The sequence below is a fragment of the Pseudomonas putida genome (genome assembly GCF_028682395.1).
Lineage (GTDB): Bacteria > Pseudomonadota > Gammaproteobacteria > Pseudomonadales > Pseudomonadaceae > Aquipseudomonas > Aquipseudomonas putida_AB.
Window position 1 is genome coordinate 238299 of the sequence record NZ_JANHLC010000006.1, and the last position, 23449, is coordinate 261747.

The 23449-nt window shown below is 59.2% G+C and carries 17 protein-coding genes and 1 tRNA gene; 7 read left to right on the forward strand and 11 right to left on the reverse strand.

The genetic code is table 11. The features are described 5' to 3' along the window. The first annotated feature begins 73 nt into the window (after window positions 1–73). The 7 genes from gloB to NPS46_RS16455 all read left to right on the forward strand — a co-directional run bounded on the left by gloB (window position 74) and on the right by NPS46_RS16455 (window position 9904). A complete protein-coding gene (gene gloB, locus NPS46_RS16425; protein WP_274108905.1) occupies window positions 74–841 on the forward strand; it encodes a hydroxyacylglutathione hydrolase in 768 nt (255 codons plus the stop codon). A 100-nt stretch (window positions 842–941) separates the two neighbouring features. Then, a complete protein-coding gene (locus NPS46_RS16430) occupies window positions 942–2327 on the forward strand; it encodes a transglycosylase SLT domain-containing protein (protein WP_274108907.1) in 1386 nt (461 codons plus the stop codon). A gap of 192 nt (window positions 2328–2519) precedes the next feature. Continuing rightward, a complete protein-coding gene (locus tag NPS46_RS16435) occupies window positions 2520–4349 on the forward strand; it encodes an extracellular solute-binding protein (RefSeq protein WP_274108909.1) in 1830 nt (609 codons plus the stop codon). After that, window positions 4346–6190: an extracellular solute-binding protein gene (locus NPS46_RS16440; protein WP_274108911.1), complete on the forward strand. Its 1845-nt coding sequence runs from the start codon at window positions 4346–4348 to the stop codon at window positions 6188–6190. The genes NPS46_RS16435 and NPS46_RS16440 overlap by 4 nt, the downstream gene beginning before the upstream one ends. 1 nt (window position 6191) lies before the next feature. Continuing rightward, window positions 6192–7265, forward strand: a complete 1074-nt coding sequence (locus NPS46_RS16445; RefSeq protein WP_274108913.1) for a microcin C ABC transporter permease YejB — start codon at window positions 6192–6194, stop codon at window positions 7263–7265. Between the two features lies 1 nt (window position 7266). Continuing rightward, complete coding sequence (locus NPS46_RS16450) at window positions 7267–8286, forward strand: ABC transporter permease (RefSeq protein WP_274108915.1); 1020 nt, start codon at window positions 7267–7269, stop codon at window positions 8284–8286. Window position 8287: 1 nt separating this feature from the next. Continuing rightward, window positions 8288–9904 carry an ABC transporter ATP-binding protein gene (locus tag NPS46_RS16455; RefSeq protein WP_274108917.1) on the forward strand — a complete coding sequence of 539 codons (1617 nt, stop codon included), beginning with the start codon at window positions 8288–8290 and terminating at the stop codon, window positions 9902–9904. 93 nt (window positions 9905–9997) lie between these two features. Here the strand turns inward: NPS46_RS16455 and NPS46_RS16460 are convergent, their stop codons facing one another. From NPS46_RS16460 to NPS46_RS16515, 11 genes are all read right to left on the reverse strand, one after another. Next, entirely contained in the window at window positions 9998–11854 is a 1857-nt protein-coding gene (locus tag NPS46_RS16460) for a SurA N-terminal domain-containing protein (protein WP_274108918.1), read from the reverse strand. Window positions 11855–12081: 227 nt separating this feature from the next. Continuing rightward, window positions 12082–12354 carry an HU family DNA-binding protein gene (locus tag NPS46_RS16465; RefSeq protein WP_002552737.1) on the reverse strand — a complete coding sequence of 91 codons (273 nt, stop codon included), beginning with the start codon at window positions 12352–12354 and terminating at the stop codon, window positions 12082–12084. A 149-nt stretch (window positions 12355–12503) separates the two neighbouring features. Continuing rightward, window positions 12504–14900, reverse strand: a complete 2397-nt coding sequence (gene lon, locus NPS46_RS16470; RefSeq protein ID WP_274108920.1) for an endopeptidase La — start codon at window positions 14898–14900, stop codon at window positions 12504–12506. A gap of 164 nt (window positions 14901–15064) precedes the next feature. Beyond that, on the reverse strand, window positions 15065–16348 hold the full coding sequence (gene clpX / locus NPS46_RS16475; RefSeq protein ID WP_274108922.1) for an ATP-dependent Clp protease ATP-binding subunit ClpX: 1284 nt from the start codon (window positions 16346–16348) through the stop codon (window positions 15065–15067). A gap of 95 nt (window positions 16349–16443) precedes the next feature. After that, window positions 16444–17085 (reverse strand): ATP-dependent Clp endopeptidase proteolytic subunit ClpP, encoded by a 642-nt coding sequence (clpP, locus tag NPS46_RS16480; protein WP_274108924.1) that lies wholly within the window; start codon window positions 17083–17085, stop codon window positions 16444–16446. 93 nt (window positions 17086–17178) lie between these two features. Then, the gene (gene tig / locus NPS46_RS16485) at window positions 17179–18489 is read right to left on the reverse strand and encodes a trigger factor (protein ID WP_274109062.1); all 1311 of its coding nucleotides are present in this window, start codon (window positions 18487–18489) and stop codon (window positions 17179–17181) included. A 408-nt stretch (window positions 18490–18897) separates the two neighbouring features. Continuing rightward, a tRNA-OTHER gene (locus tag NPS46_RS16490) sits at window positions 18898–19001 on the reverse strand. A gap of 347 nt (window positions 19002–19348) precedes the next feature. Beyond that, the gene (locus tag NPS46_RS16500) at window positions 19349–21577 is read right to left on the reverse strand and encodes an autotransporter domain-containing protein (protein WP_274108925.1); all 2229 of its coding nucleotides are present in this window, start codon (window positions 21575–21577) and stop codon (window positions 19349–19351) included. A gap of 647 nt (window positions 21578–22224) precedes the next feature. Continuing rightward, window positions 22225–22509 (reverse strand): hypothetical protein, encoded by a 285-nt coding sequence (locus NPS46_RS16505; RefSeq protein ID WP_274108927.1) that lies wholly within the window; start codon window positions 22507–22509, stop codon window positions 22225–22227. Beyond that, window positions 22506–22871 carry a hypothetical protein gene (locus tag NPS46_RS16510; protein ID WP_274108929.1) on the reverse strand — a complete coding sequence of 122 codons (366 nt, stop codon included), beginning with the start codon at window positions 22869–22871 and terminating at the stop codon, window positions 22506–22508. The genes NPS46_RS16505 and NPS46_RS16510 overlap by 4 nt, the downstream gene beginning before the upstream one ends. Further along, window positions 22868–23413 carry a glycoside hydrolase family 19 protein gene (locus NPS46_RS16515; protein ID WP_274108931.1) on the reverse strand — a complete coding sequence of 182 codons (546 nt, stop codon included), beginning with the start codon at window positions 23411–23413 and terminating at the stop codon, window positions 22868–22870. Before NPS46_RS16515 ends, NPS46_RS16510 begins: the two co-directional genes overlap by 4 nt. Window positions 23414–23449: the final 36 nt, after the last annotated feature.

Sequence of the window (23449 nt, forward strand, 5' to 3'; positions counted from 1 at the left end):
AAATTCTCCAACTCGCCTAGATCGATCACAGGCTCTAAGATGCGCCATTGTTATCCGCTTGGCGAATTCCCTGATGATACAGATCGATGCCCTCCCCGCCTTTACCGACAACTACATCTGGTTGTTGCGCGACCCGGCCCGCCAGCGCTGCGCCGTGGTCGATCCCGGTGACGCGGGCCCCGTGCTGGCCTGGCTCGAGGCAAATCCGGGCTGGCAGTTGGAGGACATCCTGATCACTCACCACCACTTCGATCATGTCGGTGGCGTGGAGCAACTCAAGCAACTCACCGGCGCCCGGGTCATGGGGCCGGCCACGGAAAACATCCCTGGCCGCGACCTGGCACTGGGCGATGGCGACCAGGTCCAGGTACTTGGCCTGGATTTTTCGATCATTGGTGTTCCCGGCCATACCCTGGGGCATATCGCCTACTATCACGGCGAGCTGCTGTTTTGCGGCGATACCCTGTTTGCCGCCGGCTGCGGTCGCCTGTTCGAAGGCACGCCGCAGCAGATGTACGCCTCCCTCAGCCGCCTGGCCAGCCTACCGGCCTCGACACAGGTGTATTGCACCCATGAATACACCCTGAGCAACCTGCGCTTTGCCCTAGCCGTCGAGCCGGAAAATGCACATATCAGCGAACGCCTGGCGCAGGTCGCCGGCTGGCGTGCCGAGGGGCGCATCAGCCTGCCCTCCAACCTGGCCCTGGAAAAGCTCACCAACCCCTTTTTGCGGACCACCGAAACATCTGTTAAAGAAAAAGCGGACGAACGGAATGGCCTCGACAATCAGTCCCCAAGCGAGGTTTTTGCTACTTTGCGGACGTGGAAAGACAGCTTTTAATAATTCCTAGCAATAGACTCGGAAATTTTGAATGGTTGACCATGTCCCACTCGGTTTCTAGAATCGGCCGACATTTTTGCCCGGAACTTACTTCCAGCCAATGTCGTCATCTATACGTAGAACCTTTTCATCAGACACATTGACGCGGTTGGCTCAAGCCATCGCAGTGGCTGTGTCCGCCACTTTGGCGGGCTGCCAGAGCATGGATCACTCGACGCAGGAAACCGTTGCGTCGACGCCCAGTATCAATACCCGAATCAAGCAAAAGCCTATCTGGCTCAGCGAAAAACCCAGCCCGCAAGTTCCGCAGGACGTCTGGGAGCGCATGCGCCAGGGCTTCCAATTGCAGGAAGGCCTGGGCGTCAATCCGCGCATTGAGCAACAACGCCTGTGGTTCGCTAGCAACCCTTCGTTTCTGGAAAACGCCGGCGAGCGCGGCAGCCTCTACATCCACTACATCGTCGAGCGACTCGAAGAGCGCAATATGCCGTTGGAGCTTGCGCTCCTGCCGGTCATTGAAAGCTCCTACAACCCGATGGCTTATTCGCCAGCCAAAGCGGTCGGCCTCTGGCAGTTTATTCCGTCCACCGGGCGCTACTTCAACCTGCGTCAAACGCGCTTCTACGACGGACGCAAGGACATCACGGCGTCCACCCTGGCAGCGATGAATTACCTGACGCGCCTACACGATATGTTCAACGGCGACTGGCTGCTGGCACTTGCCGCTTACAATGCCGGCGAAGGCACCGTCAGCCGGGCCATCGAGCGCAATGAAAAGCTCGGCCTGCCGACCGACTACTGGAACCTGCCGCTGCCCCAGGAAACCCGCGACTACGTGCCCAAGTTGCTGGCCCTGTCCCAGGTGGTGCTGGCCCCGGCCGCCTATGGCGTGAACCTCAACCCGATCGCCAACGAGCCCTACTTCGAAGTCGTCGAACTCAAGATGCCGATGGACCTGTCCAAGGTCGCCGCCATTGCCGAGATCGACGAAGACGAGCTGTTCCAGCTCAACCCGGCATTCAAGCAGCGCACCACCATTGATGGCCCGCAGCATCTCTTGGTGCCCACCTCCAAAGCACAACTGCTGACCAGCAGCCTCTCGACTATGCGCCCTGAAGAGCTGATCAGCCAGCGCCCGCGCAAAGCGGTGTTCGAAGGCTCCGAGGGCAAGCTCAACCGCAGTTACCGGGTCAAGAATGGCGACAACCTGACCGTCATCGCCAAAGCCAACAAGGTCCAGGTGCATGACCTGCAGCGCTGGAACAATCTGACCGGGCACAACCTCAAGGTCGGCCAGACCCTGGTGATGCAGGACAACCGTCCCGCCACCAAGAAATCCACCCAGTACAAAGTGCGCAAGGGTGACTCGCTGTACATCGTGGCCAAGCGCTTCAATGTCGAGATGCAGCACCTCAAGCGCTGGAATCCGCGTACCGGCCAGGCACTCAAGCCGGGCCAGATCCTGACCGTTTACCAGCCGCACTAAACCCATGCCCGGCCAATATCTGCCGGGCGCAAGCACCTTCCCCCCTATTATCCACGCCCCGGGCAGCCCTTGCCCGCCGGGCGCGAACAACGGTATCTGCCACACCACTGCGCGCGGCCTTTTTCCTGTCCAGACAAGCTGTTACTCTCCGAGGCCTATAGCCCAAGCCGCCTGGATCGGATCTCTGACTTGATGCGTCCCCTCCTCACGCTCTTCATCAGCCTGGCCTTGAGCTTTCCCGCAAGCGCGACAATCAGCGAAAGCCATGGTTATGCGCAGTTCGGCACGCTCAAGTACCCAGCCAAATTCACCCACTTCGACTGGGTCAACCCCGATGCGCCGAAAGGCGGGACATTGCGGGTCATGGCATTTGGCACCTTCGATACGCTCAACCCCTACACGTTCAAGGGCACCAGCCCGGTCGCGACGCCGAACTTTCTGCAATACGGCGTCAACGAGCTCAATGAAACCCTGATGGTCGGTACCGGCCAGTACGCCCCCTCGGGCGATGAGCCGACCGCCAGCTATGGCCTGATTGCCCGCACCGTGGAGTTCAGCGAGGACCGCAGTTGGGTGGTGTTCAACCTGCGTCCCGAAGCCCGCTTTCACGATGGCAGCCCCATCACAGCCTACGACGTGGCATTCTCCTATCGCCTGCTGTTGAAGGAAGGTCACCCGCAATACCGGACCAACCTGCAGGAAGTGCAGCGCGTTGATGTACTCGGTCCGCAGCGCATCCGGTTTGTCTTCAAGCGCTCCGGCAACCCACTGCTGATCCTGCGCCTGGGCGAGTTGCCAGTGCTGCCCCAGCACTACTGGAAAAACCGCGACTTCAAGGCCACCACCTTCGAGGCGCCCCTGGGCAGCGGGCCGTACCGCATCAGCCAGGTCCAGCCGGGCCGCCAAGTGATCTTCGAGCGCGTCAAGGACTGGTGGGGCGCAGCGTTGCCGGTCAATCGCGGCAAGTACAATTTCGACCGGGTCGAGGTCGAGTTCTACCGCGACAGCGACGTCGCCTTCGAAGCCTTCAAGGCGGGCGAGTTCGATATCTATATCGAGCACCAGGCCAAGAACTGGGCCAATGGCTATAGCTTTCCGGCAGTGCGCCGTGGCGATGTGATCAAGGCGCAGATCCCCCACCAGATTCCTACCCAGACCCAGGGGCTGTTCATGAACAGCCGCCGCGCCACCTTTGCCAATGCGCAACTGCGTGAAGCGCTGGGCCTGATGTTCGATTTCGAGTGGACCAACCGCACGCTCTTCAGCGGCGCCTACCAGCGAGCCAGCAGCTACTACCCCAACAGCGAGTTCTCCGCCACGGGCCTGCCCCAGGGCCGGGAATGGCTGATGCTGTCGCCTTACCGCGAGCAACTGCCGGCCAAGCTTTTCACCCAGCCCTTTACCCTGGCCCAGACCGATGGCCGCGGCATCCCCCGCGAAACCCTGCGCCGCGCTCTCGGGTTGCTGGGTGAGGCCGGCTGGAAGCTGTCGGGCCAGCGCCTGGTCAACAGCAACGGCCAACCGTTGCGGTTCGAGATTCTGCTGGTCAACCCCAATCTGGAGCGAATCCTGCAGCCCTACGTGGAGAACCTCGCCAGCATCGGCATCGATGCCCGCCTGCGCACTGTCGACCGCGCCCAGTACAAACAGCGCCTGGACCAGTTCGACTTCGACATGATCCTGATGACGCTCGACCAGACCCTCAGCCCGGGCCTGGAACAGTGGCAGTACTTTCATTCCAGCCAGGTCGGCGTCAAGGGCAGCAAAAACTACGCTGGCGTCGCCAACCCGGTGGTCGACCACCTGCTGGAACTGCTGCTTGCCGCCCAGACCCGTGACGAACAACTGGCGGCCGGCCGGGCCCTGGATCGCGTGCTGCTGTGGCAGCACTACAGCATTCCCAACTGGTACCTCAATTATCATCGCCTGGCCTACCGCAACAGGTTTGCCATGGTCACCACGCCGCCCTACACCCTGGGGTTGAGTGCCTGGTGGCTGAAGACTTCGGAGAAAGCCCCATGATGCCTTTGCGTGCCTTGCTCGCACCCGCTTGCGGCCTGCTGTTCGCCGCCCTTGGTACCGTCGCCCAGGCGGCGCCGGATCACGCGATCACCCTCTACAGCGACCCGCCCAAGTACCCGGCCAACTTCAAGCATTTCGACTACGTCAACCCGGATGCGCCCAAAGGCGGGACCTTCCGCCAGGCCGCCTTCGGTAGCTTCGACAGCCTCAACCCCTTCGTCAGCAAAGGCGTGCCCGCCGACGAAATCGGCCTGATCTACGACACCCTCGCCCGCCAGAGCCTCGATGAGCCGGTCACCGAGTACGGCCTGCTCGCCAGCCGCATCGAAAAAGCCCCGGACAACACCTGGGTACGTTTCTACCTGCGTCCCGAAGCGCGCTTTCACGACGGTCACCCGGTGCGCGCCGAGGACGTGGTCTTTACCTTCCAGACCCTGATCAAGGACGGCGCTCCGATCTACCGCAATTACTACGCAGATGTCGCCGAGGTCATCGCCGAAGACCCGCTGCGTGTGCTGTTCAAATTCAAGCACGCCAACAATCGCGAGCTGCCGCTGATCCTCGGCCAACTGCCGGTGCTGCCCAAGCACTGGTGGGAGCACCGTGACTTTACCAAGGGCAATCTGGAGTTCCCCCTCGGCAGCGGGCCGTACAAGGTCACCGAAGTCAAACCAGGGCGCTCGGTACGCTATGAGCGGGTCAAGGACTATTGGGGCAAGGATTTGCCGATCAACCGCGGGTTCTACAACTTCGATGTGATGACCATCGACTACTACCGCGACAACACCGTGGCGCTCGAAGCCCTCAAGGCCGGCCAGTTCGACTACTGGCTGGAGATCAGCGCGAAGAACTGGGCAAACGCCTACAACACCCCCGCCGTGGCCCAGGGCCGGTTGATCAAGGAAGAACTCCCCAACGGCAACCCGACCGGCATGCAGGGCTTTGTGTTCAATACCCGCAAGCCGATTTTCCAGGATGTGCGCGTACGCCATGCCCTCAGCCTACTGCTCGACTTCGAGTGGACCAACAAGCAACTGTTCAACGGTGCCTATACCCGCACCCGCAGCTATTTCGAGAACTCCGAAATGGCCGCTACCGGCCTGCCGGATGCCGATGAGCTGGCGATCCTCGAGCCCCTGCGCGGCAAGATTCCCGACGAGGTCTTTACCGACGCCTTCCAGCCATCGCTATGCGACGGCAGCGGCATGATCCGCGACCAGCAACGTCGGGCCTATCAGTTACTGCAGGAAGCCGGCTGGCGCATCGTCGATGACAAGATGGTGGACAGCAACGGCAAACCGGTGAAGATCGAGTTTTTGCTGGCCCAGACCGAATTCGAACGGGTGCTGCTGCCCTTCAAACGCAACCTCGCCGACCTGGGTATCGACCTGGAAATCCGCCGTGTCGATGTCTCTCAGTACATCAATCGCCTGCGCTCGCGCGACTTCGACATGGTCGTGGGCAGCTTCCCCCAGTCGACGTCGCCGGGCAACGAGCAACGCGAGTACTGGAAGTCCTCCAGCGCCGACAATCCCGGCAGCCGCAACTATATCGGCCTCAAGGACCCGGCCATCGACAGCCTGGTCGAAGGCCTGATCAATGCCGACTCACGGCAAAGCCTGGTCACCCATGCCCGCGCCCTCGACCGCGCACTGCAATGGGGCTTCTACGTCATCCCCAACTGGCACATCAAGACCTGGCGCGTGGCGTACTGGAACCATATCGGCCATCCAAAGGTGTCACCGCGCTACGATGTCGGCACCAGCACCTGGTGGATAAAACCCGAAGCCAAGCCGGCAGCGGAAGTTCAGGCCACCGAAGCACCGGCCGTGGAGCAATAAGATGCTGGCGTATATCTTTCGGCGTTTACTGCTGATCATTCCCACGCTGTTCGGCATTCTGCTGATCAACTTTCTGATCATCCAGGCCGCCCCCGGCGGTCCGGTGGAACAGATGATCGCCAAGCTCGAAGGCTTCGAGGGCGCGACCAGCCGGATCGGCGGCGGCGGTGCCGAGGTTTCGGTCGCCGGCTCCAGCTACCGCGGCGCCCAGGGCCTGGACCCGGCACTGGTCAAGGAAATCGAGAAGATGTACGGCTTCGACAAATCGGCGCCGGAACGCTTGTGGATCATGATCAAGAACTATGCCCGCCTGGACTTCGGCGAGAGCTTTTTTCGCGACGCCAAGGTGATCGACCTGATCAAGGAAAAAATGCCGGTGTCCATTTCCCTGGGGCTCTGGAGCACGCTGATCATGTACCTCGTATCAATCCCGCTGGGGATCGCCAAGGCTACGCGCCATGGCAGTCACTTCGATGTCTGGACCAGTTCGGCGATCATTGTCGGCTACGCCATCCCCGCCTTCCTCTTCGCCATCCTGTTGATCGTGGTCTTTGCCGGCGGCAGTTATTTCGACTGGTTCCCGCTGCGCGGGCTGACCTCCAATGACTTCGACCAGATGAGCCTGGGCGGCAAGATCCTCGATTACTTCTGGCACCTGGCGCTGCCTGTCACCGCCTTGGTGATCGGCAACTTCGCAACCATGACACTCCTGACCAAGAACAGCTTTCTGGACGAGATCAACAAGCAGTACGTGGTCACCGCCAAGGCCAAGGGCCTGACCCGCAACCGCGTGCTGTACGGCCACGTGTTTCGCAATGCGATGTTGCTGGTGATCGCCGGCTTCCCATCGGCCTTTATCGGGATCTTCTTCACCGGCTCGCTGCTGGTCGAGGTGATCTTCTCCCTCGACGGCCTGGGCCTGATGAGTTTTGAAGCGGCGATCAACCGTGATTACCCGGTGGTCTTCGGCACGCTGTTTATCTTCACCTTGCTCGGCCTGGTGGTGAAACTGATCGGCGACCTCACCTACACCCTGGTCGACCCGCGTATCGACTTCGAAAGCCGGGAGCATTGAGATGAAACTATCCCCCCTCAATCGCCGCCGCTTCGAACTGTTCAAGGCCAACAAACGGGGCTGGTGGTCGCTGTGGCTGTTCCTGCTGCTGTTTGTCGCCAGCCTGGGCGCTGAACTGATCGCCAACGACAAACCCCTGGCTATCCACTATGACGGCGGTTGGTACTTCCCGGCGCTCAAGCGCTACCCGGAGACCACCTTTGGCGGCGAATTCCCCCTGGAAGCCAACTACAAGAGCCCCTATATCCGCGAGCTGCTGGCCGCCAAGGACGCCTGGACACTCTGGGCGCCGATCCCGTTCAGCTACCAAAGCATCAACTATGACCTCAAGGTCCCGGCGCCGGCCCCGCCGTCGCGGGACAACTGGCTGGGTACCGACGACCAGGGCCGCGATGTACTCGCCCGGGTGATCTACGGCTTTCGGATCTCGGTGCTGTTCGCCCTGACGCTGACCATTCTCAGCTCGATCATCGGGGTCATCGCCGGCGCGCTGCAGGGTTTCTACGGCGGCTGGGTCGACCTGGCCGGGCAACGCTTCCTGGAAATCTGGTCAGGGCTGCCGGTGCTGTACCTGCTGATCATCCTGGCCAGCTTCGTGCAGCCCAACTTCTGGTGGCTGCTGGGCATCATGCTGCTGTTCTCCTGGATGAGCCTGGTGGATGTGGTGCGCGCCGAGTTCCTGCGCGGCCGCAACCTGGAGTACGTGCGCGCAGCACGGGCCCTGGGCATGCAGAACGGGGCCATCATGTTCCGTCATATCCTGCCCAATGCCATGGTCTCCACCATGACCTTCATGCCTTTTATCCTCACCGGCGCCATCGGCACCCTGACGGCCCTGGACTTCCTTGGCTTTGGCCTGCCCCCGGGCGCGCCGTCCCTGGGCGAACTGGTCGCCCAGGGCAAATCCAATCTGCAAGCGCCCTGGCTGGGCATCAGCGCCTTCGCCGTCCTGGCGATCATGCTGAGCCTGCTGGTGTTTATCGGCGAGTCCGCCCGCGATGCCTTCGACCCGAGAAAATGAGATGAATCAGGACAATCTGATCGAAATCCGCGACCTCGCCGTCGAATTTGTCGGCGCTGAACGCTGCCAGCGCGTGGTCGAGCACATCAGCTTCGATATCCGGCGTGGCGAAACCCTGGCGCTGGTTGGTGAGAGTGGCTCCGGAAAGTCGGTCACCGCGCACTCGATCCTGCGCCTGCTGCCTTACCCGCTCGCCCGCCACCCCAGCGGGAGCATTCACTATGCCGGGCAGGATCTGCTGACCCTGCCAGAGAAAAGCATTCGCCATATCCGCGGTAACCGGATCGCAATGATTTTCCAGGAGCCCATGACATCGCTGAACCCGCTGCATTCCATCGAGAAGCAGATCAACGAGGTACTGCTGATCCACAAGGGGCTCCGGGGTAAAGCCGCCTCTCGGCGCACCCTGGAGCTATTGGAGCTGGTGGGCATACCCGAGCCGCACAAACGCCTCAAGGCCCTGCCCCACGAGCTCTCAGGCGGCCAGCGGCAACGTGTGATGATTGCCATGGCCCTGGCCAACGAACCGGAACTGTTAATTGCCGATGAGCCCACCACGGCCCTCGATGTCACCGTGCAGTTGAAAATCCTTGAACTGCTCAAGGAACTCCAGGCACGCCTGGGCATGGCCATGCTGTTGATCAGCCATGATCTCAACCTGGTCAAGCGCATTGCCCATCGGGTGTGCGTGATGCAACGCGGGCAGATTGTCGAGCAGGCCTCGTGCGAAGCACTGTTCCGCGCGCCCCAGCATCCCTATACCTGCGAGCTGCTCAGCGCCGAGCCCCGGGGCGAACCCGCCGCCAATCCGCCTGGCGCTCCGCTGCTTGAGGTTAATGACCTGAAAGTCTGGTTCCCGATCAAGAAAGGATTTCTGCGTCACACCGTCGATCACGTCAAAGCCGTCGACGGCATCAATTTCAGCCTGCCCCAGGGCCAGACCCTGGGCATTGTCGGCGAGAGCGGCTCGGGCAAATCGACCCTGGGCCTGGCGATCCTGCGATTGATCGCCAGCCAAGGCGCGATTCACTTCGAGGGCCGGCGCCTGGATGAAATGACCCAGCAACAGGTCCGCCCTTTGCGCCGCGAGATGCAGGTGGTGTTCCAGGACCCCTTTGGCAGCCTGAGCCCGCGAATGAGCGTTAGCCAGATTGTCGGTGAGGGCCTGCGCATCCACCGAATCGGCACCGAAGCGGAGCAGGAACAGGCGATTATCGAAGCCTTGCAGGAAGTCGGACTGGACCCACAGACCCGTGATCGCTACCCCCACGAGTTCTCCGGCGGGCAGCGCCAACGAATCGCCATCGCCCGGGCCCTGGTGCTCAAGCCCGCCTTGATCCTCCTCGACGAGCCGACTTCGGCCCTGGATCGTACGGTGCAACGCCAGGTGGTCGACCTGCTGCGCTCGCTACAACGCAAGTACAACCTGACGTACCTGTTTATCAGCCACGACCTGGCGGTGGTCAAGGCGATCAGCCATCAATTGATGGTGGTCAAGCATGGCCAGGTCGTCGAACAGGGCGACGCTCAAGGCATCTTTGCCGCGCCACAGCACCCCTACACCCAACAGCTGCTCGAAGCGGCCTTTATGGTCCCGCAGGCCACCGAACCCGCTTGATCGCGAGCTTCTCCACACACAAATCGCCCGCACAAAAAAAGGCCGCTCATATGAGCGGCCTTTCTCTTTGCCGAAACGCAGGGGAGCAAGCGTTTAGAAGCGCTTGATATCCGCCTCGCTTTCCAGCTGTTTGCGGTAGGCAGCAAAGTCCTGCTGACCGGCACGAGAAGCCAGGAAACGACGATAAGAGGCTTTTTCTTCCTCGGTCGGCGCAGCGGCTTCATTGACACCGTTCAGACGCACCACCACGACGCTGCCATCGGCCTGGGTCACGCTGGTAAAGGTCGGCTTGTCCTTGCCTTGCGGCTTGGGCATGCGGAACACAGCCTGCAGTACGGCCGGATCAATACCTTCCTGACCACGTGCCACGGCTTCCTGGGTTTTCCAGGTCAGCGTCGGCTCGGCTTTCCCTTCGCGCAGCTTAGCGATCAGCGCCTCGGCCTGGGCCTTGGCGTCAGCCGTAGCGTGTTCCTTGGCCAGTTGGGCGCGAATACTGCTTGCAACGCTTTCCAGAGGCAATTGCTCAGGCTTGCGGTGCTCCTTGGCACGCAGCACGATCACGGTTTCCGGATCAAGCTCGATGGCGGTGCTGTTGGCGCCCTCATCCAGCACTTCCGGGCTGAACGCAGCCTGGATCACTGCACGGTTGGCGGTCACGCCTTCGCCACCTTCACGCCCGAATGCGGCGGAGGTGTGCACTTTGAGATTAAGGTCCTGAGCTGGCTGGGCCAGATCGGAAGCCTCGAACGAAGAGTCCTCGAGCTGCTTGGTGGCCTCGACAAAACGCTGCTCCACTTGCTGGGTTTTCAGCTCGCGGGTCAGCTTGTCTTTCAGGCTGGCAAAGCTTGGAACTTCCGGCGCTTCAACACCCAACAGCTTGATCAGGTGGTAACCGAACTCGGTACGTACCGGTGCCGAGACCTGGTCTTTAGCCAACGCGTAGAGCGCCTCTTCGAACGTCGGATCGTAGACACCCGGACCGGCAAAACCGAGGTCGCCGCCGTTGTTCGCCGAACCTGGGTCCTGGGAGAACTCCTTGGCCAGCGCGGCAAAGTCCTCGCCTTTGGCCAGGCGCTGCTGGATCTCTTCGATCTTGGCCTTAGCCTGGGCATCGTTGAGCTTGTCGTTCACTTCAATCAGGATGTGCGCCGCCCGACGTTGTTCGGCCAGGTTGGCGGTTTCTTTCTGATAAAGCGCCTGAAGCTCTTCGTCCTTGACGTTGACCTGATCAAAGAACGCCGATTTCTTCAGCTCGATGTAGTCGATCACGACCTGATCAGGCGTCATGAACTCTTTGGCGTGCTCGTCGTAGTAGGCCTTGACCTCTTCGTCCGTCAATTTGACCGCCGATGGATCAGCCTTGATGGTCAGCGAAGAGAAATCACGCGTCTGCTTCTCCAGTCGGGCAAACGCCAGAACCTGGGCATCGGTGACAAACCCACTGCCAGCCAGACCGGCGCGCAATTGGCCGATGAGCATTTCCTGGGCCAGCATCTGGCGGAACTGCATCCGACCGTAGCCCAGTTGACGAATCACCTGGTCGAAACGATCGGCACTGAACTTGCCATCAACCTGAAACTCAGGCGTTTGCAGGATGACCTGGTCCAGAGCCGCCTCGGAGAAAGCGAACTTCGATTGCTCTGCGCCTTGCAGCAGCAGCTTGCGATCGATCAGCCCCTTGAGCGATGACTCGCGCAGCATTTTTTCGTCGAGCAACGACGCGTCGAAATCCTTGCCCAGTTGCTGCATGAGCTGGCGACGTTGCATGTCGACCGCCTGGCTCAATTCGTTCTGGGTGATTTCCTCGCCGTTGACCTTGGCCGCGTCCTGACTCGTGGAAGTGGCTTGGAAAATGGCATCGAAACCGGTCAACGCCATCAAAGCGACGATGACACCAATGATGGTCTTGGCAATCCAGCCTTGTGAATTGTCCCTGATATTTTGCAGCATGCGTCCCCCAGAAACGGTTGCACTTCAGATTAAGCAACCGTGGAGCGTGGGTAGAGTCCGGATAGAAGAAAGGCGCATCCGAGGATGCGCCTTCTCGTAACTGGCGGAGCGGAAGAGTTCGAACGGCAACTCCCGGTATTCAAGCCTGGCGCGCTGCCAGCCCCGAACCACCGCCCCGCTGCCAGGTCAGGCGTAGACCCGACCCGGATGGGAAAGACCCGAGAAGCTTAGTTAACCGCTTCTTTCAGAGCTTTACCGGCCTTGAAGCCTGGCTTCTTGGCGGCGGCGATTTCCAGTGTCTTACCGGTTTGTGGGTTACGACCGATACGCGCAGGACGATCAGTGACGGAGAACGTACCGAAACCAACCAGAACTACGGAGTCACCAGCCTTCAGAGCGCCAGTGACGGATTCGATCACTGCGTCCAGCGCACGGCCAGCAGCAGCTTTCGGGATGTCAGCGGATGCAGCGATAGCATCAATCAGTTCCGACTTGTTCACTCTAAGTCCCCTTATATCAATTTAAGAATAATTCTAAGTTTTTTGGTCGATACAAAAACGTGTGCTGAATGGCCTGCAGACACTTAAGAGCCGCTTTATAACAAGGGCTCTAAAAAGCTGTCAAGGAAGCCCCCCAGGCTTAATGCGTACTAATGAGTGCTGATTCTTTCCTTAGAATCCGAATCGCGTTTCTCATCCTTCGCGACTATCTCCGGGGCCACATCTGGCAAGGGCTCCGGCGCGTATTGCAGCGCAATTTGCAGGACCTCGTCAATCCATTTAACCGGTTTAATCTGAAGATCCTGCTTGATATTGTCAGGAATTTCTTTCAAATCGCGAACATTCTCTTCAGGAATGATCACGGTCTTGATGCCACCGCGGTGTGCGGCCAGCAACTTCTCCTTGAGACCGCCGATAGCCAGCACCTGACCCCGCAGGGTAATTTCACCGGTCATCGCAACATCTGCTCGTACAGGGATGCCGGTCAACGCCGACACCAATGCCGTGCACATGCCTACGCCGGCGCTAGGGCCGTCCTTCGGCGTCGCGCCTTCGGGCATATGGATATGGGTGTCGTGCTTCTCATGGAAGTCCAGGGGAATGCCCAGGCTCTTCGCCCGGCTACGCACCACGGTCTGGGCCGCCGTGATCGACTCGACCATGACATCGCCCAGCGAGCCGGTCTTGATCAACTGCCCCTTGCCGGGCACAACGACCGCTTCGATCGTCAGCAGTTCGCCACCCACCTGCGTCCACGCCAGACCGGTCACCTGGCCGACCTGATCCTGCTGTTCGGCCAAGCCGTAGCTGAATTTACGCACGCCCAGGAAATGCTCGAGCAGGTCAGCACTGACCTTGACCGCAAAACGCTTCTCGGTGGCATGCTCCTTCACGACCTTACGGCACACCTTAGCAATCTGGCGCTCCAGACCACGCACGCCCGCTTCACGGGTGTAGTAACGGATAATGTCGCGAATGGCGTCGTTTTCGAACTCAAGCTCGCCCTTCTTCAGACCGTTGGCCTGGATCTGCTTGGGAGACAGGTACTTGACCGCAATATTGATCTTCTCGTCTTCGGTGTAACCCGGCAGACGAATCACCTCCATCCGGTCCAACAACGCTGGCGGAATATTCATCGAGTTGGAGGTGCACAGAAACATCACATCGGACAGGTCGTAGTCGACCTCCAGATAGTGATCGTTGAAATTGTGGTTTTGCTCCGGATCCAGCACTTCCAGCAGGGCCGATGCCGGATCGCCGCGCATATCGCTGCCCATCTTGTCGATTTCATCGAGCAGGAACAGCGGGTTACGCACGCCTACCTTTGTCATCTTTTGAATCAAACGACCCGGCATCGAACCGATGTAGGTGCGTCGATGACCACGAATTTCGGCTTCATCGCGCACGCCACCCAAGGCCATGCGTACGAATTTGCGATTGGTAGCGTTGGCAATGGACTCAGCCAGCGAGGTCTTGCCCACGCCAGGAGGCCCCACCAGGCACAAAACCGGGCCGCGAATTTTCTTCACGCGTTTCTGTACGGCGAGGTACTCAAGAATGCGTTCTTTGACTTCTTCCAGACCGTAGTGGTCGGCATCGAGGATATCTTCAGCCCGCGCCAGATCCAGGCGCACCTTGGTCTGCGCCTTCCACGGCACCTGCACCAGCCAGTCGATATAGGAACGTACGACCGTTGCCTCGGCCGACATCGGCGACATCTGCTTGAGCTTGTTCAACTCGGCCAGGGCCTTGGTCATGGCATCTTTGGGCAGACCGGCGGCATCGATGCGCTTTTTCAGCTCTTCGATTTCATTGTGGCCTTCGTCGCCATCACCGAGTTCCTTCTGAATGGCCTTCATCTGCTCATTCAGGTAGTACTCACGCTGGCTGCGCTCCATCTGTTTCTTCACACGACCGCGGATGCGCTTTTCAACCTGCAACAGATCGATTTCGGCATCCAACAAGGCCAGCACGTGCTCAACACGGGCAGACAGATCGATAATTTCGAGGATGTCCTGCTTCTGCTCGATCTTCAACGCCATATGGGCCGCCATGGTATCTACCAGGCGGCTGGGCTCGTCGATGCTGTTAAGGGACGACAGGACCTCTGGCGGCACCTTTTTGCCCAACTGAACATACTGTTCGAACTGTGCGAGCAGGCTACGCACAAAAACTTCGGATTCACGCTCGGGAGCATCGATTTCTTCGATCAGCGACACTTCGGCCCGGCAATGGCCGTCGACCTCACTGAAACGCTCAACCGCACCGCGCTGCTCACCCTCGACCAGCACCTTTACAGTGCCGTCTGGCAGCTTCAGCAATTGCAGGACGGTAGCGATAGTACCGACGCGATACAGGGCGTCTTCGCCTGGATCGTCATCAACGGGATTCTTCTGCGCAAGCAGCAGGATCTGCTTGTCGCCAGTCATCGCAGCCTCGAGGGCCTCGATGGATTTCTCACGCCCCACGAACAGCGGGATAACCATGTGCGGATACACAACCACATCACGCAATGGCAAGAGAGGCAATTCGATGGTGGTCTTCATGAGTTCGCCTCTGCGACGGCCATAGGGCCGTAAAAAGATGAATGTAAGCTTGAAAGCAAGATGGGGGCTGCCCAGGAAAAAAACAAGCTCTGGGGGCAGGATCCGGGACAGGAAAAGAAAAGGGGCCCGAAGGCCCCCTCTTTTACAACGTCATCCAACGCTTGTTAAGCGTCGGGAGCAGCCTTGGCAGCAGGCTCACTGTTCTCATAGATATACAGTGGCTTGGACTTCCCTTCGATAACGCTTTCGTCGATCACCACTTTGCTCACCTCGGTTTGCGAGGGGATTTCATACATGGTGTCGAGCAACACGCCTTCCAGGATAGAACGCAACCCACGGGCACCGGTCTTACGCTCCAGCGCACGCTTGGCCACGGACTTCAGGGCATCGGTACGGAACTCCAGGTCGACACCTTCCATCTCGAAAAGCTTGGCGTACTGTTTGGTTAGCGCATTTTTCGGCTCAGTGAGGATCTGCATCAATGCAGCCTCATCCAGCTCGTCCAATGTCGCAAGCACCGGCAGACGTCCGACGAACTCAGGGATCAGGCCAAACTTGACCAGATCGTCCGGCTCCACTTCACGCAGAGACTCGCCGACCTTCTTGCCTTCTTCCTTGCTGCGAACTTCAGCACCGAAACCGATACCGCCGCGCGTCGAACGATTCTGGATAACCTTCTCCAGCCCCGAGAACGCACCACCGCAGATAAACAGGATATTGCGCGTATCGACCTGCAAAAACTCTTGCTGCGGGTGCTTGCGGCCGCCCTGAGGCGGAACCGAGGCAACCGTGCCTTCAATCAGCTTCAGCAAGGCCTGCTGCACACCCTCGCCAGACACATCTCGAGTGATCGAGGGGTTGTCGGACTTACGGGAGATCTTGTCGATTTCATCGATGTAGACAATGCCCATCTGGGCTTTCTCGACATCGTAGTCGCACTTCTGCAACAGTTTCTGAATGATGTTTTCCACATCTTCGCCCACATAACCAGCCTCTGTCAGCGTGGTTGCGTCAGCGATGGTGAACGGTACATTCAAGAGACGCGCCAGGGTTTCAGCCAGCAGGGTTTTACCCGAACCGGTTGGCCCGATCAGCAAAATGTTACTTTTGCCGAGTTCAACGTCGTCATTTTTCTTGTCGCGCTGGTTAAGGCGTTTGTAGTGGTTGTACACCGCTACTGCCAGCACCTTTTTCGCGCGTTCCTGACCAATCACATACTGATCAAGGATGCCGCTGATTTCTTTTGGCGAAGGCAATTTATGCGCGCTGCTCTCGGCCTGGGCTTCCTGCACCTCCTCACGGATGATGTCATTGCACAGGTCGACGCACTCGTCGCAGATAAAGACCGAGGGGCCGGCAATCAATTTGCGTACTTCATGCTGGCTTTTGCCACAGAAGGAGCAATAGAGCAGTTTGCCGTTGTCCTCGCCGTTGCGGGTGTCAGTCATTCGATCGATCCAAATCCGATAGGCTTGCAGCACAAGATGAAGGCAATTGCGGGCTTTTTCAAGCCCGCAACCCTAGCCACGTGCATTTGTGCTGCTTAAGCAGGCATGTGACGCTTCGTCATGACAGAGTCGATCAGGCCATACTCAGCTGCCCGCTCGGCACTCATGAAATTGTCACGCTCAGTGTCACGCTCAATGGTTTCGAGGCTTTGCCCGGTGTGATGGGCCAGCAGCGTATTCAGGCGATGACGAATGGACAGAATTTCCTTGGCATGAATATCGATATCCGAAGCCTGGCCCTGGAAACCGCCCAGTGGCTGGTGGATCATCATGCGCGAGTTCGGCAGGCAATGACGCTTGCCCGGAGCACCGCCGGCGAGCAGGAAAGCCCCCATGCTGCAGGCCTGGCCAATACAAGTCGTGGAAACATCAGGGCGAATGAACTGCATGGTGTCGTAGATCGACATACCAGCAGTGACCGAGCCGCCCGGCGAGTTGATGTAGAGATGGATATCCTTGTCCGGGTTTTCCGCTTCAAGGAACAGCAGCTGCGCCGCGACCAGGTTGGCCATGTAGTCTTCTACGGGGCCGATCAGGAAGATGATCCGCTCTTTGAGCAGACGCGAGTAGATGTCGTAGGCGCGTTCGCCACGGGCGGACTGCTCGATAACCATAGGGACCAGGCCGCCTGCGGCCTGGATGTCAGAGCTCTGCTGAATATAAGAATTGCGGGACATGTCCTGCAGTCACTCCCAAATAGTCATGTCTTGAATACGCATAAGCCAGCTCGAGGCTGGCTTATGGTCTGTATTTTCCAGCGAAGCAGAAAATCAGTCGGCTTGTGGAGCTTCCACCGGCTTGACAGCTTCTTCGTAGGAGACCGATTTATCGGTCACATTCGCCTTCTGCAGAACAGTATCTACAACTTGCTCTTCCAGCACAACCGAACGGACTTCGTTCAGTTGCTGGTCGTTCTTGTAGTACCAAGACACAACCTGCTCTGGCTCCTGGTAGGCGGAAGCCATTTCCTGAATCATTTCGCGAACGCGATCTTCGTCAGGCTTGAGGTCGAATTGCTTGACCACTTCAGCCACGATCAGACCCAAAACAACGCGGCGCTTGGCTTGTTCTTCGAACAGCTCGGCCGGCAGTTGATCAGGCTTGATGTTGCCACCGAACTGCTGAACGGCTTGAACGCGCAGGCGGTTCACTTCGTTTTCCAGCAAAGCCTTAGGCACTTCAATCGGGTTGGCAGCCAGCAGGCCGTCCATTACCTGATTCTTGACCTTGGATTTGATCGCCTGACGCAGCTCGCGCTCCATGTTCTTGCGAACTTCGGTGCGGAAGCCTTCCAGACCGCTTTCCTTGATGCCGAACTGCGCGAAGAACTCTTCGTTCAGCTCAGGCAGCTTAGGCTCGGATACCGAGTTGACGGTCACGGTGAATTCGGCAGTTTTACCGGCCAGATCAAGGTTCTGGTAGTCCGCAGGGAACGTCAGGTTCAGAACCCGCTCTTCACCTGCTTTAGCGCCTACCAGGCCGTCTTCGAAGCCAGGAATCATGCGGCCGGAACCCAGAACCAGCTGGGTGCCCTTGGCGGAGCCGCCGGCGAATGCTTCGCCGTCAACCTTGCCGACGAAGTCGATGTTCAGTTGATCTTCGTTCTGAGCAGCACGCTCGGTCACTTCGAAACGGGTGTTCTGCTTGCGCAGGATGTCGAGCATCTTGTCCAGGTCGGCATCTGTCACGTCAGCGCTCAGACGCTCGATCGCGATGGAGTCGAAACCCGCAACGGTGAACTCAGGGAACACTTCGAAAGTAGCGACGTATTCCAGATCCTTACCTTTTTCCAGAACCTTAGGCTCAACGGATGGGGCACCGGCTGGGTTGAGCTTCTGCTCAACGACAGCTTCGTAGAAGGACGATTGAATCACGTCACCTACGGCTTCCTGACGAGCGTCAGCTTCATAACGCTGACGGATAACGCTCATTGGCACCTTGCCAGGGCGGAAGCCTGGGATCTTGGCCTTTTGGGCGGTCTGCTGCAGACGCTTGTTGACCTGGGTCTCAATGCGCTCAGCCGGCACGGTGATGCTCATGCGGCGCTCAAGAGCAGAAGTATTTTCAACAGAAACTTGCATGGATATTCCTCGTTGCACAGACGTTAGCCGGCCGTTTCCGACCCCAGAATCAAGGGCATGCATTCTAGTGGGTCAAACCCAAGAAGTCACCCTACTGAAACCGGGTTAAAGAACAGCTGGAAATTTATCAGGGATTGGCGAGCAAAGACCTCCAAACCCCGAGAGCAAATACATTCAACTACACCAAAAGCAGACCCCGAGCCCTTCTATATATAGAAGGACAAAACAAACCCACTCCCAACCGCCAGATCTCTCCAGCACAAAACCGACAAACAGGCATTATTCAGCAACAAAACGACAAGCCGCCTGACCTCAAGCCCACTGCCGCCTGCCCCGCCACACGAGCGGAGCGCCAAAACAAAAAAGGCGCAGACCTTCTCAGGTGCTGCGCCTTTTAATGCTACTGTTTGGTGCGGACGAAGAGACTCGAACTCTTACACCTTGCGGCGCTGGAACCTAAATCATATCAGGCGAAGGCAAACCTAACATAATCAACAGCTTACGCCGCCCGCAAACGGTCACGCTGTCCCAGAAAGCCGCACAGTGTACACACTGTATTTGCGTGTGACTCACGTTTTGTTCACGCGCCGCGACACACCCCCTCCCCTGGCGTCCTGCCGAACGAACACCACCCCCTATTTCTGTAACTCCATCACATATGCCTGGCACGCAGCCAGCGCGATTAGTCCTTGATCGCCGTCGCAGGTGATTTCGATCACTCGGTGAGCATACGCTGGGGCAAGCTGGGCGCGCGTGGCGCCATGAACCACGCTATCGAGACCGGCCAGAACGCTATTAACAAAACGCCCGTTAATCCTCACGGAGAAACGGGCGTCGGTGTTGCGGGATAGGCAGCTCGTTAGAAATCCCAACGCGCCTGGATATTACCGGTGTTGGCGGTATAGCCGCTGCCCGCTTCCAGCGTGTACTTGGCCGACAGGCTCAAGCGATTGCTGCGTACCAGGGTCACGCCCAGGTTCAACACGCCGGTGTCGTTGATCGCCGACGGACCGTTGCTGGCGAAGCTGGTTTCCCCGGCGACATCCGCCGAGTAGTTGGCCACCGAGCGCAGGCCTTTGTCACGGAACTCATGACGCCAGGTCAGTTGGGCCGCCGGGATCAACTCGCCATAAGAGGTGGCGAACGAACGCTCCAGCTTGGTGCCCAGGTCGCTTTTCAGCGAATTGATATCGTCGGAGTTGACGTGCAGTGCCGCGCCATTACCGCCTTTCTCGGTGTAGCTGTCCTGCTTCAGGGTGCTGTAGGTCAGCCCCGCAATCGGCGTCAGGGTGGTTTTCGACCCCAGGTCGATCGGGTAGCCGGCCTGGACGGCGGCCAGGTACTGCATGCCGTCGTAGTTGCCCTTGGCGGTGCCGTCGAAGCCGGTGATGCTGATCTGGCGCTTGGTGTCGTACTGATGCTGCACGGCACCGGCCGACAGGTTTAGGTACCACGGGTTGGCGGTGTAAGTGGCGTAGGCGATCAGGCCATAGGAGTCGATGTCGGCCGAGTTGTGCTTGTTCGCGCCATCGTTGTTCACCGAGGTGGTGGCGTAGCTGAACAGACCGCCGGCACGCCAGCTGTCATTCAACTCGGCATCGGCGCCGATCAGCATGCCGTGGTAGTTGGCGTGGTAGCCGGCGATGTCTTCGCGCTCATCCTGGCGCGAGGAACCACCAAAGGCCTGGCCCCACAGGCCGCCGCCGTTGGCGCCTTCACCGGTGGCGATACCGCTGGAACCGTTGCCGGCCTGGGCGGTACGCAGGCTGTCCATATGGCTGCTGGCGACTTCAAACACTCGCTGGGTCGAACCGACGGACGCCGTGGCTGCGGCGGAAGTGGTCGACGTCGGGCTCAACTGGGCACCGCCGTTGTTGCCGGACGCACCCAGGGCCGCACCGGCGCGAGCGAGGTTCATCAGTTGTTCGTCGGTGCCCTGGTACTGGAACAGGCCGCCCAGGGAGGAGCGAGCATCGCGGGTGGTTGCGCCATTGATGGCATTGCTTGAACCGTTGCTGCCGACGACAGTCAGCACCAGGCCATTGGCGCCAACGGCGCCGGAAAGGGCAATGTTCTCACCGGCCAGGCCCAGGCCGTTGGTGACCGGGGTGTAGTTGAGCGTGTTTTCGTTGAACTCGGAGTTAGCGCCATCAGTGGCTCCGATGACCAGATAGCGCTGGCCCTGGGCAAAGGTGTAGGCGCTGCCGGTCTTGGTCAGGCCGACACTGGTGCCCGAGGCGAGCGTTACCGCCCCATTGACATACAGGCGTCCATAGCCCGTATCGGTGGCAGGGTTGGCCGTGGCTTGCGCGTTGTCGGCGACACCGAACACCAGGCCGGCACCGGCGGCCTGGGTGTAGTTGCCGGCGATGAAAATGTCATTGTTGATCTGCAGCGTGGCGCCGTTGTTCATCACAGAGTAGAGGGTGCCGAGGCTGCCGGCGTTGGTGTCGACCACCTCGATATTGTCGTTGAGCAGTAGCGTGCCGTTGTTGAACAACACATTGCCATTACGGTTTTGGATAAGGCCAACATCCTGTCCGGAAATCGAACCATTGGACCCAGTCAACACACCGGCGATCGAACCGCTGGCGCCATTGATGATCAGATCATCGCTTGTCTCGTTGATGATCTTGCCGGCAATGGTCCCCGAGTTGGTGATGGAACCCAGCACGCCGTTGTTCCGGATGGCCACGTCATTGCTGCGGATCAGCCCGCTGTTGTTGAGTGCACCAATGGTGCCACTATTGGAAATAGCCATACTGCTGCTGCTGATAGTGCCGCCGGCATTGTTGATCAGGGTGGCGATGTTGCCGTCACTGCCGTTACTGCCGTTACTGATACCAATGCCGTCGCCATGGATCAATCCACTATTACTCAGCGTGCCGATTCCGGCATCCGTATTGAACACCGCTATAGAGCCAGCCTGGATGGTGCCGTCGACAGCATTATTCAGGGCGTTGATCGAGAGGCCGGAGCTGTAATAGCCAAACAGGCCACTCCGTATCGTGCCGTGGTTGAGCAGGGTGTCGGCTGTACTGACTAGCCCGACGCCGGAGATGCCGAAGATCCCAGAAATGTCGCCCACGACAACGTTCGGATTGACCGTTATGTTGTCTTCGCTCCAGGTAGCCCCAGACACATTGCTGTCAATCACCGTGTCAGCGGCAGACGCGACTCCATTGACCAGTGTCGAGGCAACTGCAATGGCCAGAATTGTCTTACGACGCGCAGCAACACTTGTATTTTTTATTTGCATTTTTGGCACATAATCCATGAGAAAACCCTGTTAAATCAGCAATACATTGTCTTGACCCAACACATCGCGTGCTTATCCATCAGGAAGCAAGAGCGGGCAAATACAAAATCCTTGTTTAATTTCTGTCGTCAAATAACTGACTCAGCTATGCAGATGCGTTGATAATATGATAGTGGCATAGTGACACCGAACACCTCAACTCACTGCCAGAGGAAGACTTTGCCGCTGTTAAGGAACAAGGGGATTTAAGATGACGGTTGTGTTGCTCAACGCAAACTAATGATCCTGGATGCATGCCATGCCGTACGGGATGAACGAAGCGCTCATTGAGCGCGCAACGTATTGAAATCCCGGCGCTCTGGATTGATCAAGCGCCTTTGTCAGCTCTCCCGCTCTTTGGTCAGTCGCTGGAACAGGTCGCAGAGCACCTCGTCGGTTGCACCTACATCGCAGGTGCAAAAAATTAGCATGCCGCTTCAGCGACACACCTCAGCAGCAGCCACAAGCTGCCGCTCGTACCCGATCCGCTGCCGGCGTTCAGCCAGCAGCGCCCTCACCTTCACCTCCAGGCTATCGGTCTTTCTCAGGCCAGAAGCTGCCCACGGCGGCACAGCCACTTCGGGCGCGCGGCACGGCACCGGTACCGGGACTTCCACCCGGACGGTGCGAATCTCCGGCTCGACATGGCCAGCGCAACCGGCCAGCAGCAAACACAAAACGGCCACCATTACGCCAGGTGTAAAGCCGGACATCTGACTCATAACCCCAACTCCTGATCGATGACCGACATGGCGGCCGAACACTGGTCGCCGCCGGTATGCTCCTGCTGCAGGCGATTCGCCGCGGCGTAGTCATCCTGGGCCAGGGCCTGCGCATCCTTCACCGCCTGCTCGGCCCTGGCCTGGCGTTCGTTTCCGGCCTGGATCAGTTGTCCAAGTTTGACGCCCTGCTCGGTGGCCAGCGCCTCCAGGTTGCCCCGAGCAGCACGGCACACGGTCAGCCCCTGGTTGGCGGTGTCGAGTTGCGGCCGATAGTGCCCCGCCGCCAGCCAGGCCCCGCCACCGGCGCCCAGGCCGAGCAGGATCAGCACGCCGGCGAGCGCCAGCCAGCCCCGGGCGATCACACCAGCACCTTCAGGGCTTTGGCGTACAGCGCTTCCCGGTCCGCCAGGCCGTTGATCCCACCATTGATTGTCCGGGTGATAGCCTCGAACTTGCCGGCATCGGCCAGCTCATTCAGGCCATGGGCCGACCACCACCAGGCGGCAGAGATCGCTGCCCATTCCGGTTGCTCGAGCAGCTCGGGCTGTTCCAGCAGCGGCAGGTCCAGAGCCTTGGCGGCCTGGGCATAGTTCGCCCGGCCGGTGATCTGGATCAGGCCGCGCCCGCGGTACTTCTGCCCGTCGCCGTCGGCCTCGGGCGTGTTGCCCAGGCGTTTGGCCAGGGGGCCGGTGTCGTATTTGGCCAGGTAGGCATTGCCGCCCAGCTCGCGGGTATAGAGCAGCTGCCCCGACTCATGCCCGATCTGGGCCAGGAACGCAGCCTGGCGCACGCGACTATCGATCTTGTAGCGGGCCATGGCCCGGTTTAGCGCAGGCAAAAAAATACCGGCTCGAGGGCCGGCGTGCGGGAGGATCTGCAGCAACTGCTGCTGGGTGATCGGCATTGCTTTTCTCCAGGCAAAAATAAACCCGCTCGATGG